General features: G+C 63.5%; 14 protein-coding genes. All 14 read left to right on the top strand.

Annotated elements, in window-relative coordinates; all coding sequences use genetic code 11:
• A partial coding sequence (locus tag HHL15_RS21320) for a methyl-accepting chemotaxis protein (RefSeq protein ID WP_235943561.1) occupies nt 1-620 on the top strand: 620 nt, incomplete at its 5' end.
• Nucleotides 621-641: 21 nt separating this feature from the next.
• Nucleotides 642-1,589, top strand: a complete 948-nt coding sequence (locus tag HHL15_RS21315) for a CheR family methyltransferase (protein WP_169147835.1) — start codon at nt 642-644, stop codon at nt 1,587-1,589.
• The gene (gene cheD / locus HHL15_RS21310; RefSeq protein ID WP_328825073.1) at nt 1,579-2,193 is read left to right on the top strand and encodes a chemoreceptor glutamine deamidase CheD; all 615 of its coding nucleotides are present in this window, start codon (nt 1,579-1,581) and stop codon (nt 2,191-2,193) included. The genes HHL15_RS21315 and cheD overlap by 11 nt, the downstream gene beginning before the upstream one ends.
• Before the next feature lie 38 nt (nt 2,194-2,231).
• Nucleotides 2,232-3,326 (top strand): protein-glutamate methylesterase/protein-glutamine glutaminase, encoded by a 1,095-nt coding sequence (locus HHL15_RS21305; protein WP_169147833.1) that lies wholly within the window; start codon nt 2,232-2,234, stop codon nt 3,324-3,326.
• 64 nt (nt 3,327-3,390) lie between these two features.
• Nucleotides 3,391-3,696, top strand: a complete 306-nt coding sequence (locus tag HHL15_RS21300) for an STAS domain-containing protein (protein WP_169147832.1) — start codon at nt 3,391-3,393, stop codon at nt 3,694-3,696.
• 2 nt (nt 3,697-3,698) lie between these two features.
• The gene (locus HHL15_RS21295) at nt 3,699-5,447 is read left to right on the top strand and encodes an ATP-binding SpoIIE family protein phosphatase (protein WP_169147831.1); all 1,749 of its coding nucleotides are present in this window, start codon (nt 3,699-3,701) and stop codon (nt 5,445-5,447) included.
• Nucleotides 5,448-5,645: 198 nt separating this feature from the next.
• Nucleotides 5,646-7,301, top strand: a complete 1,656-nt coding sequence (locus tag HHL15_RS21290) for a methyl-accepting chemotaxis protein (RefSeq protein WP_328825072.1) — start codon at nt 5,646-5,648, stop codon at nt 7,299-7,301.
• 174 nt (nt 7,302-7,475) lie between these two features.
• Nucleotides 7,476-8,447 (top strand): chemotaxis protein, encoded by a 972-nt coding sequence (locus tag HHL15_RS21285; RefSeq protein WP_169147829.1) that lies wholly within the window; start codon nt 7,476-7,478, stop codon nt 8,445-8,447.
• Nucleotides 8,448-8,468: 21 nt separating this feature from the next.
• Entirely contained in the window at nt 8,469-9,416 is a 948-nt protein-coding gene (locus HHL15_RS21280; RefSeq protein WP_169147828.1) for a chemotaxis protein, read from the top strand.
• 15 nt (nt 9,417-9,431) lie between these two features.
• A complete protein-coding gene (gene cheY, locus HHL15_RS21275; RefSeq protein WP_169147827.1) occupies nt 9,432-9,830 on the top strand; it encodes a chemotaxis response regulator CheY in 399 nt (132 codons plus the stop codon).
• A gap of 28 nt (nt 9,831-9,858) precedes the next feature.
• Nucleotides 9,859-10,689, top strand: coding sequence for a protein phosphatase CheZ (gene cheZ, locus HHL15_RS21270; protein WP_169147826.1), 831 nt, complete (start codon nt 9,859-9,861; stop codon nt 10,687-10,689).
• Between the two features lie 39 nt (nt 10,690-10,728).
• Nucleotides 10,729-12,678 (top strand): chemotaxis protein CheA, encoded by a 1,950-nt coding sequence (locus tag HHL15_RS21265; RefSeq protein ID WP_206198900.1) that lies wholly within the window; start codon nt 10,729-10,731, stop codon nt 12,676-12,678.
• A 154-nt stretch (nt 12,679-12,832) separates the two neighbouring features.
• The gene (locus tag HHL15_RS21260) at nt 12,833-13,141 is read left to right on the top strand and encodes a DUF3135 domain-containing protein (protein ID WP_169147825.1); all 309 of its coding nucleotides are present in this window, start codon (nt 12,833-12,835) and stop codon (nt 13,139-13,141) included.
• Between the two features lie 107 nt (nt 13,142-13,248).
• Nucleotides 13,249-14,403, top strand: coding sequence for a flagellar biosynthesis protein FlhB (flhB, locus tag HHL15_RS21255; RefSeq protein WP_169147824.1), 1,155 nt, complete (start codon nt 13,249-13,251; stop codon nt 14,401-14,403).
• Nucleotides 14,404-14,465 lie beyond the last annotated feature (62 nt).

Here is a 14,465-nt window from a genome sequence, read left to right as displayed (position 1 = left end):
AGACGAACATCCTGGCGCTCAACGCGGCGGTGGAAGCAGCGCGTGCGGGTGAGCAGGGCCGTGGTTTCGCGGTGGTGGCGAGCGAGGTACGGAGCCTTGCGCAGCGCAGCGCGCAGGCCGCGCGGGAGATCAAGGCGCTGATAGCGGACAGCGTGGACAAGGTGGAGGACGGCGCGAAGCTGGTGAATGAAGCCGGCCACACGATGGAAGAAGTGGTCTCGAACTTCCAGAAGCTGTCGTCGCTGGTGACGGAGATTGCGGAGGCGAGCCAGGAGCAGAGCAGCGGCATCGAGCAGGTGACGCATGCGGTGGGCCAGATGGACGAAGTGACGCAGCAGAACGCGGCGCTGGTGGAAGAAGCCGCGGCGGCGGCGGAGAGCCTGGAAGATCAGGCGCGCAGCCTGGTCCGGTCTGTCGCCATGTTCCGGCTGAGTGCGGCGGGTGTCGCTGCCGGTAATGGGGCTACCGTGACCGCGGCGCCGGTGGTGCCCGACAACGTCGCACGCCTGCCTGAAAGGGCCGGTCGCAGTACCCCGCAGAAGGGCGGACATGCGCTGCCGAAGGTCCGGCGTGCTGGCGGAATCTCCAATGACCTGGATGACGAGTGGGAAGAGTTCTAAGCTCGAGGGGCTGACTGAACCATGACAGATAAAATCAATTCACCCTTTCCACGGACGGCGCCAACGGCATCGCCTGCGAAAAGGGCCACGATAGCCGATACCCGCGCGGCACTGTCCGCGGTAAGAGCCCCATCGCTGCCGATGCAGGAAAGGGAGTTCCAGTTTTCGAGCAGCGATTTCGAGCGTGTCCGGGAGTTGATTTACAAGCACGCCGGTATTTCCCTGTCACCGATCAAGCAGGACATGGTCTACAGCCGCCTCGCTCGCCGTCTGCGGGCCCGGGGGGACCGTACTTTCGCCGAGTATTTGGACCGGGCCCAGCGGGAGCCCGAGGAGTGGGAAACCTTCGTCAACAGCCTGACGACCAACCTCACCTCTTTCTTCCGGGAGGCGCATCACTTCGAGATTCTCGCGGAGCGGCTCAAGTCCCATGGCGGGCGGAGCCCGTTCCGCATCTGGTGCAGTGCCGCCTCGACCGGAGAGGAGCCCTACAGCCTGGCGATCACCGCGTGCGAGGCGTTCAATACGCTGACGCCGCCGGTGCAGATCGTGGCGACCGACATCGATACCAATGTGTTATCGACCGCGCAGAAGGGCGTGTATGGCGTTGAACGCGTGGAGCGCCTGTCTCGCGAGCGCATGCAGCGTTTCTTCCTGAAGGGAACCGGCACCCAGGACGGCTACGCCCGGGTCCGCCCCGAACTGCAGCGGCTGATCGAATTCAAGCGCATCAATCTGCTGGACAAGGTGTGGGCCGTGCAGGGGCCGTTCGACGCCATGTTCTGCCGCAACGTGATGATCTATTTCGACAAGCCGACCCAGCACGGAATCCTGAAGCGCTTCGTGCCACTGCTCAAGCAGGATGGCCTGCTCTTCGCCGGGCACTCCGAGAGCTTCCTGCATGCGGCGGACTTGTTCCGTTCCCTCGGCCGTACCGTGTACGAAAGGACGGACGCACGTGCACGCTGAGCCTGGTTACCTGGAGCACCTGGCTACAAATCGTTATTTTGACCGCACTTTTGGCTGCGATGCCGTCAAGGTATTGCCGGGCGAGTATTTCGTGACCACCTCCGACATTGTGCTGGTCACGGTGCTGGGGTCATGTGTGACCGCCTGTGTACGCGATCGCGACAAGGGGCTGGGAGGCATGAACCATTTCATGCTCCCGGACAACGGGGGCGAAACGAATGTGCTTTCGTCCTCTGCCCGCTATGGCGCCTATGCCATGGAAGTGTTGCTCAATCATCTCCTGAAGCTCGGTGCCCGGCGGAGTAGCCTGGAGGCCAAGGTCTTCGGGGGCGGGCGGGTCCTGGCCAGCCTCAGCCAGGCCCAGGTCGGCGAGAAGAACGTGGACTTCGTGCTCGATTACCTCAATACCGAGCGCATACCCGTGGTCGCTCAGGATTTGCTGGACATCTATCCCAGGAAGGTCTATTTCTTTCCGATCAGCGGACGGGTGATGATGAAAAAGCTGGTCCGCGTGAAAAATGACACGCTTATTGCCCGCGAGCGGGAATATGAAGCCCGACTTCGACGCGACAATGTGCAGGGTGACGTTGAACTCTTTGGTTGATGGAGTGCTTGCGCTCCGTCTGGAACTGGAAGCAAAGCATGGCCATAAAGGTTCTCGTTGTCGATGATTCAGCGGTGATGCGCGGAGTCCTCAGTGAAGTCATAAATTCCGCTCCCGATCTTGAGGTCGTGGGGGCGGCACCCGATCCGATTGCGGCCCGGGAGATGATCAAGACGCTCAGTCCCGACGTCCTGACGCTGGACATCGAAATGCCTCGCATGGATGGCCTCGATTTCCTGGCGCGCCTGATGCGGCTGCGCCCCATGCCGGTGGTGATGATTTCCAGCCTTACTCAGCGAGGGTCCGAAGCCACGTTGCAGGCCCTGGAGCTCGGTGCCGTGGATTTCGTGGCCAAGCCCCGACTGGATTCGACGGCCGGAATAGAAGCTTACCGTGTAGAAATTTGTGACAAGGTACGCGCCGCCTACAGTGCCCGTCCAAGGGTCTCTGCAAGAGGGGCGGACGCCTCGAAACCCTTGCTGCGAGAGCCTCTTGGTGTGATTGGAACTAACTCGTCCGGGCTGTCTGAGCGTACCCTTCAGGAACGCCTCGTGTTGATCGGTGCGTCGACCGGGGGCACCGAGGCGATCAAGGAAGTGCTATGTTCGCTGCCTGAACAAATGCCGGGCATTCTGCTGGTTCAGCACATGCCCGAAATGTTCACCGCGTCTTTCGCAAAGCGCCTTGACGGTTTGTGCCGATTGCGCGTCAAGGAGGCGGCGCATGGCGAAAAGATCGTGGCAGGGACGGCTTATCTTGCTCCGGGGCATTCGCACCTGTCGGTCCGGCGCGTGCCGGGTGGGTACCAGTGCGAACTGGCGCAGAGCGAGCCCGTGAATCGGCATCGTCCGGCGGTGGATGTGCTGTTCCATTCGGCAGCCAGCCAGGTCGGGGCCAACGGGGTAGGTGTCATCCTCACCGGGATGGGCAAGGATGGCGCCCAGGGCATGCTCGCCATGCATCAGGCAGGTGCCTGGACCATCGGGCAGGATCAGGAGTCCTGCGTGGTCTATGGAATGCCGCGAGAGGCCGCGGTTGTGGGCGCGCTCGACGAGGTCGCGCCGCTCAGGGAAATTGGACAACGTGTCGTTGCCCGGCTGCGTTCTCCGGCGGGCAGGGGCATCAAGGGATAGTCGGGCGGCATGGCCGGAGAGGTCCGGCTCAGTCGCAAGTGTCAGTCAAGAACAGAGGCAATACATGGATACCAGTGTCAGCACCCAGCAGAGTCAGGCCAGGATTCAGCTCTCCGGGCGTTTCGATTTCAACTCCCACCGGGAATTCAGGGAGGCGGTCGACCGCGCCCTTGGCAGCCCCGGTACGACCGAGGTGGCGGTAGATCTGGGCAATGTGGCCTATCTCGACAGTTCAGCCCTCGGCATGCTGCTGATGCTGCGCGACAAGGCCAAGAGCTCGGGCAAGACGGTCTGTCTGGCCAATGCCAAGGGAAGTGTTCGGCAGGTTCTCGATATCGCCAACTTCGGCAAGCTGTTCCCGATCGTCTGACGGTGCCGGGAAGCGATAGCGAATCCCTCTTCATCCTTGTTGTCGATGACAACCCCGATGATCTTTTCCTGATCAGAAGGGATCTGCTGGCCCTGGGGCATCGAGTCGCTGGGGTCGGCACCGCGCAGGAAGCCTTGGCGCACATTGCCCGGGCCCATCCCGACGTGCTCATGACCGATGTCGGTTTGCCGGGCATGGACGGGATCGAATTACTCCAGACCGTTCGGGCCCGTACTGGCGGCGTCTGGATTCCCAGTTTGGTCTTCACGGGCAGCCTCGACGAGGCGACGCAGATGCGGGCGCTCGAAGCGGGGGCTGATGCCTATCTTTGCAAGCCTGCCTCCAGGCAGATGCTGCAGGCCAAGCTCGGGGTCATTCTCCGCCTCAAGTCGATGCAGCGTCAGGCCGAGGCCCGCAATCGCGAACTGGCCCGCTACCGGAGCTTGCAGGAGGAAGAGCAGCGTCTCGCGCGCTTCGTGATGGAGCGCCTGATCAACCGGGAGGCGTTGGGCGATCCGGCGGTCTCGCACTGGATCGCCTCTGCGGCGGAATTTAGCGGTGATTTGATCGCGGCTGCGCGGACTCCGGCGAATGTGCTGCATGTCTTGCTTGCGGACGGCGCCGGGCATGGTCTGGCGGCCTCGCTCAATGTCCTGCCAGTGACGGCCCCGTTCTACCGCATGACCGAGCGTGGCTTCGGCATCGATGCGATCGCCCGGGAGATCAACAGCCGGGTGCGGGCCCTGCTGCCCGTCGACCGGTTCATTGCCGCGACGCTCGTGGCAGTCAATTTCCGCGAGGGTTACGTCACCGTCTGGAATGGCGGCAATCCGGGGCCCTTGCTGGTTCGTCCGGACGGCGAGGTCGGGCTGCATTTCAACCACCATCATTTCCCGCTGGGCGTGGTGGACGACGATGAGTTCGACGCGACGGTCGATACCCATGTGGTGAGTCCACACGATCATCTTCTGCTCTTTTCCGACGGCCTCATCGAACTTGAGGACGATGAGGGGCGGGCGATGGGGGTGGAAGGCCTGGGGGTGGCCCTGCGCGGTCAGGATCCGGAGTGCCGCCTGCCGCATCTCACCGAGTGCGTTCTGCGCCTCACCGGAGGCAAGCCCCCACGGGACGATATCTCGATCGCGCAGATCGCGCTCACCGATGCCCCCCAGCCGCTGCCCGCGTCGCCTCACGGCGAGTCGGCGGCGGCCCCCTTTGCCAGTGACTGGCGCTTTGTCCTGCGCCTGGGTGCGGCGGATCTGAAGCGGCTCGATGCGGTGCCGCTGGTGCTCGGCGTGATTGAGCAGTTTGAAGGGGTACGGCCGTTCGCGGGGCGCCTGTTCCTGGTGCTGTCCGAACTGTTCAACAACGCCCTCGATCATGGTCTGCTGCGCCTGCCGTCGTCCCTGAAGGCGGGGGTCGAGGGGATGGACGTGTTCCTGGAGGAGCGGGCGAGCCGGCTCGACCGCCTCGCCATCGGTGCGATCGAATTCGAACTGATTCTCCGGCAGAATCCGGCGCAGCCCCCCGTGCTGCATATCGGCTGTTCAGATACCGGGCCGGGCTTCAACCATGAAAAGCAGGTCCGGGCGGCGATGGCAGAGCCGACGGGAGAGGATCTCGTGAAAGGTCATGGGCGTGGCATACCGTTGCTGCTCCAAGTCTGCGACGAAGTGCGCTACAGCGGGGCAGGCAACCGAGTGGATGTGCTGTTCCGCCTCGCAGAGCGCACGGCCGAGAGTGTGAAATAGTGTTTAAATTGCCTGCTCCCCACCTCTAAAGTTAGTTTTTCCCCCGCCGATAGACATCGCGACACATGCAGGCCCGGGTGCTGACCGGCCTGCAAGGGTGGCGCCGGGTGTGGGGCCCGGTCCCGGGTTTGGCCTGATCGGCCTGGCCCTTACATTTTCCGGGTTCTCCTGCAAATGCATGTCCATCTCGTTTCGTTGGTGACCGCCCTTCTCGCGGCAGGTGGCGCACTTGGCGCCGGGCTGGCTTTCGGCTTGTCGTTTTCCTTTGCCTTTGCCGGCGTCTGTGCAGCTCTTGGTGTGATCATCGGCCTGATTGGCCATTTTGCCGCGCGTATCCTGTTCGTCCAGCCGCTGCATGAGTTGCGGGACACCATCCGGGCCATGCACAGGGATGGAGACCTGTCCCGGCGGGCCGTGGTGTCGAGTGGCACCACCGGCGAGGTCGAGTCGGTCTTCAATGAGCTGATCGCGAGTTTCCAGGGGATCATGGGCAAGGTGATCTTCGATGCCCAGCGGGTCCATGAGGCTGCTGGCATGCTGTCGGGTCACGCGGGACGGGTGGTCGATGGGTCCGGTAGCCAGCAGGCCGCAGCGGAAAGCATGGTGCTGGCTATCGAGCAGATGACCTCGGGCGTCAATGCGGTGGCCGATCACGCAAGTCAGACTGCGGTGAACGCTCAGACGGCGAAAGAGCTGTCGGTGAAGGGCGCCGAGATCGTCGAGAGCGCATCCCTGGAAATCGAGCAGATCGCCCTCTCGGTCGAACAGTCGGCCCGAGTGATTTCCGCCCTTGGCGAGCGCTCCGAGGCGATCAGCGGCATCGTCAGGGTGATCCGCGAAATTGCCGATCAGACCAACCTGCTGGCACTCAACGCGGCCATCGAGGCGGCGCGGGCGGGGGAGCAGGGGCGCGGTTTTGCCGTCGTTGCCGATGAGGTGCGCAAGCTTGCCGAGCGTACTTCATCGGCAACGACGGAGATCGGCACGATGATCTCCGCGATCCAGCATGAAACCCGGAGTGCCATTGCTTCCATTGATGCCGGCAGTGCCCAGGCCCGCTCGGGCGCAGCCCTTGCGCAAAGGGCTGCGGGCTCCCTGCAGCAGATCAATGAAGGGGCCCAGGGGACGATGGAGAAGGTCGATGCCATCGCGGCGGCCATCAATGCCCACAGCCGGGAGGCCGAGCAGATCGTCGGCCATGTCCGGCAGATCATGGACATGGTCGGGCGCAATTCGACCGGTGCCCGGGAAACCCTGGAGGAGGCCGACAGCCTGAGTGGCCTGGCCGCCAACCTCAAGGAGATCAGCCGGGTCTTCAAACTGGGCGCCGAGGGAGAGCGGGCCATGGTGGCGCACAAGAAGATGCCCGAGCAGGTGCGGGAGGCGGCGCGTCAGGTGGGCATGCTGCTGGAGCAGGCGGTGGGGTCCGGCCAGGTCCGGGAGGAGGATCTGTTCGACGAGTCCTACCGCCCCATCGGCAACACCCGGCCGCAAAAGTACAGCACCCGCTTTGACACACTGGCGGATCGCATCCTGCCCATCCTGCAGGAGCGCCTGCTCGACAGCAATGCCGAGATGGTCTATGCCATCGCGACCGACCGAAACGGCTATGTGCCGACCCACAACAAACGCTTTTCTCAGCCGCTGACCGGTGACTACGACAAGGATTTCGTCGGCAACCGCGGCAAGCGCATCTTCGACGATCCGGTCGGCAAGCAGTGTGGCCGGCATGAAATGCCCTTCCTGATCCAGACCTATCGGCGGGATACAGGAGAGATCATGCATGACATCTCGGCCCCGGTTTATGTGAACGGGCGCCACTGGGGCGGCTTCCGGATCGGCTACCGGGCCTGAGCCGGGTAGCCTGCGAGTATTGCCGGGCCCGCCGCTGCGCGGGCCTTTTGATGGGTGGAAGTACCTGCTTCCGGCCACTTTCAAAGCCTCAAGATTGTTTGTCCCCCGCCGATATTGCTTGCAGATCGGAACCTGCGCCATTGGGTCGGCAGGGGTCCGAGACGGAGATTGAGCATGTCCGAACTTCTCAAGAACATCGATGCGCGTACCCGGCTGGCGGGTACCAACAAACTGGAGATTCTTCTGTTCACCCTGGGGCTCGATCCCCGTACCGGGCGCAGGGAGACCTTCGGGATCAATGTCTTCAAGGTGCGTGAGGTCATGCGTACGCCGCCGATCACCGCGGCACCCGAAATGCCGTCGTCCGTCGAGGGGATGGTGAGTCTGCGTGGTGTGCTGGTGCCCGTGGTGGATCTGGCCAAGTACGCAGGCATGGGGTCCGACAGCCCCCGCGACATCATGATCGTGACCGAGTACAACGGGCACACTCAGGGTTTCCTGGTCGAGGCCGTGGATACCATCCTGCGGCTCGACTGGTCCCAGATGCGGGTCCCGCCCGACATGCTGACCGCCAACCTCGGCGGCCTGGTCACGGCGGTCACCGAGTTGCCCGGCCCCAAGTTGGTGATGCTCCTTGATGTGGAAAAGGTCCTGTCCGAAACCACCCGTTACGACGACGAATTCCTGTTCAAGGGTATCGAGCCGATCACCGTGGAGGAGCCGCTCACGGTGTATTTTGCCGATGATTCGTCGGTTGCCCGCAAGCAGATCGAGCGGACCCTCGACGTGCTGGGCGTGCGCTACGTCGGCACCGTAAATGGCCGGGCCGCCTGGGACGAGCTGGAGAAGCTTGCGTCCTATGCCATGTCCTCCGGGCGCAAGGTCAAGGATCTGGTGTCCCTGATCCTCACCGATGTGGAAATGCCCGAGATGGATGGCTATATCCTCACCAAGAAGATCAAGTCCGATCCCCGTTTCGAGGGGATCCCGGTGATCATGCACTCCTCCCTGTCCGGCATGTCGAACCAGCAGCTTGGCCGTTCTGTCGGTGTGGACGAGTACGTGGCCAAATTCGAACCCCAGCGCCTGGCAGAAGTGCTGCGTCGCCTGATCACCCAGCGCGCGGCAGCCGCCAAGACTGCCTGAGTACAGAGGATCATGATGAACATGGATCATGTCGATCGCGGGCTCCTCGAAGCCGTCGATGCCCGTACCAAGCTGGCGGGCTCCAACCGGATGGAAATCCTGCTGTTCTCCCTGGGGACCCAGGAGATATTCGGGATCAATGTGTTCAAGGTCCGTGAAGTGTCCCGGACCCCCTTCATCACCAAGGCTCCCAACATGCCGAATGGCGTGGAGGGCCTGATCTCCCTGCGCGGCAACGTCATCCCGGTGCTGGCTCTGGCCAAGGTGATGGGTATCGCGTCTCCCAGCGACCCCCTTGGTGGCTCGATGATGGTCACTGAGTACAGCAAGCGCACCCTGGGCTTCCTGGTCCATGAAGTAGACCGGATCATCCGGGTCGAATGGGACAAGGTGCGCGCCCCGGACAACGTGACCTCCGGCGCCCATCATTTCATCACTGCGATCACCGAGCTGCAGGACGGCAAGCTGGTTTCCATCCTCGATGTGGAAACGATCCTGGCCAGCACCTTCGGCGAAGCCGTTGTCGGCCAGATCCACCCCCTTGAGGGCGGGCACGACGTCAATCTCTTCTTCGTCGATGATTCAGCCGTGGCGCGCAAGAAGATTGCCGAAACCCTTGACAAGCTCGGCGTCCGACACAAGCATGCCCTCAACGGCCTGGAAGCATGGACCCGGCTCGAAGGCATGGCCAACCACGCGCAGCAACGGGGCATCCCCCTGCGCGAAGAACTCAGCCTCATCTTGGTCGATGCGGAAATGCCGGAGATGGACGGCTACGTCCTCACCCGCAACATCAAGGCGGATGCCCGTTTCGAGGGCATTCCCGTCGTCATGCATTCATCCCTGTCGTCGGAAGCCAACCGGGCGATGGGCAAGAGTGTCGGCGTCGACTCCTATGTCGCGAAGTTTGATGCCGATGTCCTGGCGGATACCCTGCGCCCCCTGCTCATGCGGGCCTACCGGGATTGAACGGAGATCTAAAACATGTCGGACCCCAAAATGAAATTTCTTGTTGTTGACGACTTTTCGACCATGCGGCGAATCGTCCGCAACCTGCTCAAGGAGCTCGGCTTCACCAACGTGGATGAGGCCGAAGACGGGCAGATCGCATTGCAGAAACTCAATTCCCTGCCCTTCGATTTCGTCGTGACGGACTGGAACATGCCGAACATGGACGGCCTGACCCTGCTCCAGAACATCCGCGCGACGCCCTCGCTGAAGCATCTGCCGGTGCTGATGATCACGGCGGAGGCCAAGAAGGAGAACATCATCGCCGCCGCGCAGGCCGGTGCGAGCGGCTACATCGTGAAGCCCTTCACCGCGGCGACCCTGTCCGAGAAGCTCGAAAAGATTTTCGAAAAGATGGGCAAGAAGGCTGCCTGACGGCTGCCGACCAAGACGGAGCTCCATCATGGCAAAACGTCTCAAATTTGATGAATCGGGCGACAGCGACGACCTGCAGGCCCTGTTCGACAGCATCTCTGGAACCCCCGCCGTTGCAGCGCAGCCGCATCTGGAAGTGGTCTCCCCGAAGGCCTCGGCGGGCGGTGACGATGACGAACTGCAAGCCCTCTTCGACACGGTGGCAAGCGAGTACGAGACCTCTGACGCGGGCGAGGCCGAGGTGCCCGCGCATAGCTGCGACAAGGTTTTCAACCGGATCGGCGTAATGACCCGGCAACTTCACGACACCCTTCGCGAGCTCGGCTACGACCGCAGCCTGCAGGAGGCCGCCCACGCGATCCCGGATGCGCGCCAGCGCCTCACCTACATCGCCGAGATGACCGAGCAAGCGGCGAGCAAGGTGCTCAACGCCACCGACATCGCCAAGCCCATCCAGGACCGCACCGAGACCGGCGCCCGCGCCCTGCAGGCCCGCTGGGACAGGCTCTACGCCAACCAGATGACGCCGGAAGAGTTCCGCGTGCTGGCAGGGGAGACCCGCGGTTTCCTCGGTGAGGTCGCGCAGGGGAGCCGGGAAACCGGCGCCCAGCTGATGGAAATCATGATGGCCCAGGATTTCCAGGATCTGACCGGCCAGGTCATCAAGAAAGTGGTCGATCTGGCCCAGGGCCTGGAGAAGCAGTTGCTGCAGGTGCTCATCGAGGCCATGCCCGCCGAGCGCAAGGCAGAAGCGCCGGACACCCTGATGAACGGGCCGGTGATCAATGCGGTGGGACGAGACGACGTTGTGTCCAGCCAGGAACAGGTGGACGACCTGCTGGAAAGCCTGGGTTTCTGACCCGGCCGGTAGCGGGCTATCCCGCAAGGAGCGAATGCAATGAGCGATTTTTCGGGGATGGAAGACCTCCTTCAGGACTTCCTCGTAGAGGCGGGAGATCTCCTGTCGGGTGTCGACAACAAGCTGGTGGATCTGGAGCGGGCGCCCAATGACACGGGCCTGCTCAACGACATCTTCCGCGGATTCCACACCATCAAAGGGGGCGCCGGCTTCCTGAACGCGGCCGAACTCGTCACTCTCTGTCACCTGACTGAGAACCTGTTCGACAAGCTGAGGAACGGCGAGCTGGAGATCACCCCTGAGGTGATGGACGTGATCCTGTCGTCCACTGGCGCCGTGCGCGACATGTTCGGCTACCTCGAGCAGGGCGTGCAGCCGGGGGCTGCGGATCCGCATCTGATCGAGAACCTCCGCCTCGCCATCGCCGGCAGTCTCTCCCATGAAGTCGCCGCCCAGCCTGCGCCGGAGCCTGTCCGGGCTGCCGCGCCGCTGCGTGCGGTTGCCGCGGCTCCCGCTCCGGTGGCGCCCTCGGCGACGGAGCCGGACTGGAATGTCCTGTTCGAGACGGTGACCGGCACTGCCGTGGCAGCACCTACGCCGGCCGGAGTGCCGTCTGCACCGGTGGTCATGCATCAATCCGATGACGAGCTGGCGCATAAATCGCCCGAGCAGATCATCAAGGCCGCGGTCGGCCGGCGTGTCACCGACAAACCGGGTGCCTCCGGCCCGGTTGGCCGGCGTGACAGCGAGAAGCAGCGCGACAACTCCATCCGCGTGGATACCGCCCGGCTCGACCAGGTGCTCAACCTGTCCGGCGAAATCGGCCTCACCAAGAACCGGCTGAACGCCCTGCGCAGCGACATCCTGAATGGCCGTAACGACACTGAGACCCTGCACGCCCTTGATCTGGCGGTGAGCCAGCTCGACCTGCTGGTCTCCGACCTGCAGAACGCGGTCATGAAGACCCGCATGCAGCCGATCGGCCGCCTCTTCCAGAAATACCCGCGGATCGCCCGCGACCTGGCCCGCAACCTGGGCAAGGATGTGGAGCTGGTGCTCTCCGGCGAGGAGACCGAGATCGACAAGACCATGATCGAGGATCTCTCCGATCCCATCATCCACCTCATCCGCAACGCGGTTGACCACGGCGTCGAGGAGACTCAGGAGCGCCTCGCCAACGGCAAGCCCGAGAAGTCCAACGTGCGCCTTGAGGCCCGCCAGGAGGGTGACCACATCGTCATCCTGGTGGCCGACGACGGCCGTGGCATGAATGCCGAGCGCCTGCGCGCCAAGGCGGTCGAGAAGGGCCTCATCACCGATGAGGAAGCCAACACCATGGACGAACGCCAGAGCTTCAACCTGGTGTTCCTGCCAGGCTTCTCCATGGCCAGCCAGATCTCCGACGTGTCCGGCCGCGGCGTGGGCATGGACGTGGTGCGCACCAACATCCAGAAGCTGAACGGCTCCATCGAGATCCGTTCCAGCATGGGCAAGGGCACCACCTTCATCATCAGTCTGCCGCTGACCCTGGCGATCCTGCCGGTCCTGCTGGTGCGGCTGGGCGAGCAGCCCTTTGCGGTGCCGCTCTCCATGGTCCGCGAAATCCTGCCGATCGAGCCGGCCGAGGTTCAGGAAGTGGGCGGGCGGGCGACCATGGTGGTGCGCGGCGAAGTCCTGCCGATCATGCCCCTGTCGTCCCTGCTGGGCTGGGATCCGGTGCAGACGCCGGAGTACGGCGTACTCATGCAGAGCGCGGAGCAGAGCTTCATCCTTGCCATCGACAGCTTTGCCGGTCGCGAAGACGCGGTGATCAAGTCCCTCGACGATTTCCGCCCGAAGGGCGTTGCCGGCGTGACCACTCTGTCCAATGGCCAGATCGTGCTGATCCTCGACATGAAGGAGCTGCTCGGCGCGCTGGGCGACAGCCGCGGCGGCGTGTCCCGGCGGGCCCTGCTGGCGGCCATGGACGTGCCCGCGCTGGCCGCTTGAAGCTGAAGGCCCCCCGCGTTCAGGTCACACACTGAAACAGGTTGGTGTGACTTAAAACGCGCCCACGGAAGCGGCGGACGGTTAGGATGGATTCCTGACTGTCTGTCCGCGCGCCTCCCGTCGCCGGACTCGAATCGGCGGAAGGAGGGCTCTGATGGGCAGTTTCGATTTCGAGTACTGGCGGCATCTCGCAGAGAGCGATCCGAAAGCCTATTTCCAGCTGCGCGAGCGGACCTTGCGCAGCTTCATCGCCCAGCATCCCGACCAGGCATCCACCCTGTCCGAACTCCAGGAAAGCATCGACGCCGCCCGCGTGCTGGCCGGCACGCCGGTGCAGGCCTGCCGCGACATCATGGGGCAGGTTGGCGATCATCTGTCCCTGCTGTCCGTCCAGCTGGCCGACCTGCAACGCGAGATCGCCAGCATCAAGAGCTTCGTAGCCTCCCGGCCCTGGCCGCGCTGATCGGGGCGGCGCTGCGGAATAGCCCCGCCAAACGCCTCCTGTTCCGTCTCCTCCATCCGGGCGGACGGGCGTATCCTTCCGCCGTCACAACTACCGGTTAGCCTTTCGTGGCCGACGACAGCGACCTCGAGAAAACCGAACCAGCCTCAGGCCGACGCCTTGAGCAGGCGAGGGAAGAAGGGCAGGTTCCCCAGTCCAGGGAGCTTGCGACCTTCATCGTGCTGGTCGTCGGAGTGGCTGCGCTCTACGTACTCGGCCGTTGGGGGGGGCACCGCCTGATGCACATGCTGCGTACCGGGCTCAGCTTCGAGCGGGTCCAGGTCTTCGATGTGACGGGCATGCTCATTGCCCTGTACGACGTGGCGATGGAGGGTTTGCTGACAGTCGCGCCTCTGCTGCTTGCCCTGGTGGCGGCAACCTTTGTCTCCCCTTTCGTGATGGGGGGATGGGTATTCTCAAGCAATATTCTCCGCTTCGACCTGAGTCGGCTCAATCCGATGCAGGGATTGGGGCGCATGTTTTCCACCCATGGCCTGGCCGAACTGGTCAAGGCGACCCTCAAGGCCGCCGTGGTGGGGAGCGTCGGCACCTGGGTGGTGTGGCGGGAGCGCGACCACCTCTTCGGCTTGATGCTGCAGCCCCTCGAGGCGAGCATGGACGAATTTGCCAGCCTGGTGCTCTTTGCCACCCTGCTCATCACCTGCAGCCTGGCCCTGCTTGCCGCCATCGATGTGCCCTACCAGCTATGGGAATACCACCGCAAGCTGCGCATGAGCAAGGAAGAGGTGCGCAAGGAAAGCAAGGAGCAGGAAGGCGATCCACAGATCAAGGCACGCATCCGTGCAGCCCAGCGGGAGATGTCGCGGCGGCGCATGATGACGCAGGTGCCGCAGGCCGATGTGGTGGTGACCAACCCGACTCACTACGCCGTGGCCCTCAAGTACGATCCGGAAAAGTCCGGCGCCCCGGTAGTGGTCGCCAAGGGTATGGACCTCGTGGCCCAGAGCATCCGTGAGCTTGCCAAGGAGAACGGCGTACCCATCCTCGAGGCGCCCCCCCTGGCCCGGGCGCTGTACGCCAACTGTGAGCTGGACCAGCAGATTCCCGCAGCCCTCTACACCGTGGTTGCCGAGGTGATGGCCTGGGTCTTCCAGCTCAACCACTGGATCGCAGAGGGCGGGATGCCCCCCGAGCAGCCGGCCGGCCTCGCCGTGCCGCCCGGCCTCGATCCCGCTGTCGGGGATCCGGACGCAACCCGCTGATCGACCGCCGAATTGGGCGGTAAATCCCTGTTTCTTCCGGCCTTCCTGAGGCGCTCCGAAGG

This window comes from Zoogloea dura (genome assembly GCF_012927165.1).
GTDB lineage: Bacteria > Pseudomonadota > Gammaproteobacteria > Burkholderiales > Rhodocyclaceae > Zoogloea > Zoogloea dura.
The sequence above is the reverse complement of the archived record's forward strand: the minus strand, read 5'-3'. Positions and strand labels throughout refer to the sequence as shown.

Excerpts from the sequence above, each read along its gene's own strand:
- HHL15_RS21315 (WP_169147835.1), top strand. The coding sequence starts at position 642 with ATGACAGATAAAATCAATTCACCCTTTCCACGGACGGCGCCAACGGCA.
- HHL15_RS21305 (WP_169147833.1), top strand. The coding sequence starts at position 2,232 with ATGGCCATAAAGGTTCTCGTTGTCGATGATTCAGCGGTGATGCGCGGA.
- HHL15_RS21300 (WP_169147832.1), top strand. The coding sequence starts at position 3,391 with ATGGATACCAGTGTCAGCACCCAGCAGAGTCAGGCCAGGATTCAGCTC.
- HHL15_RS21285 (WP_169147829.1), top strand. The coding sequence starts at position 7,476 with ATGTCCGAACTTCTCAAGAACATCGATGCGCGTACCCGGCTGGCGGGT.
- HHL15_RS21280 (WP_169147828.1), top strand. The coding sequence starts at position 8,469 with ATGGATCATGTCGATCGCGGGCTCCTCGAAGCCGTCGATGCCCGTACC.
- cheY (WP_169147827.1), top strand. The coding sequence starts at position 9,432 with ATGTCGGACCCCAAAATGAAATTTCTTGTTGTTGACGACTTTTCGACC.
- cheZ (WP_169147826.1), top strand. The coding sequence starts at position 9,859 with ATGGCAAAACGTCTCAAATTTGATGAATCGGGCGACAGCGACGACCTG.
- HHL15_RS21265 (WP_206198900.1), top strand. The coding sequence starts at position 10,729 with ATGAGCGATTTTTCGGGGATGGAAGACCTCCTTCAGGACTTCCTCGTA.
- HHL15_RS21260 (WP_169147825.1), top strand. The coding sequence starts at position 12,833 with ATGGGCAGTTTCGATTTCGAGTACTGGCGGCATCTCGCAGAGAGCGAT.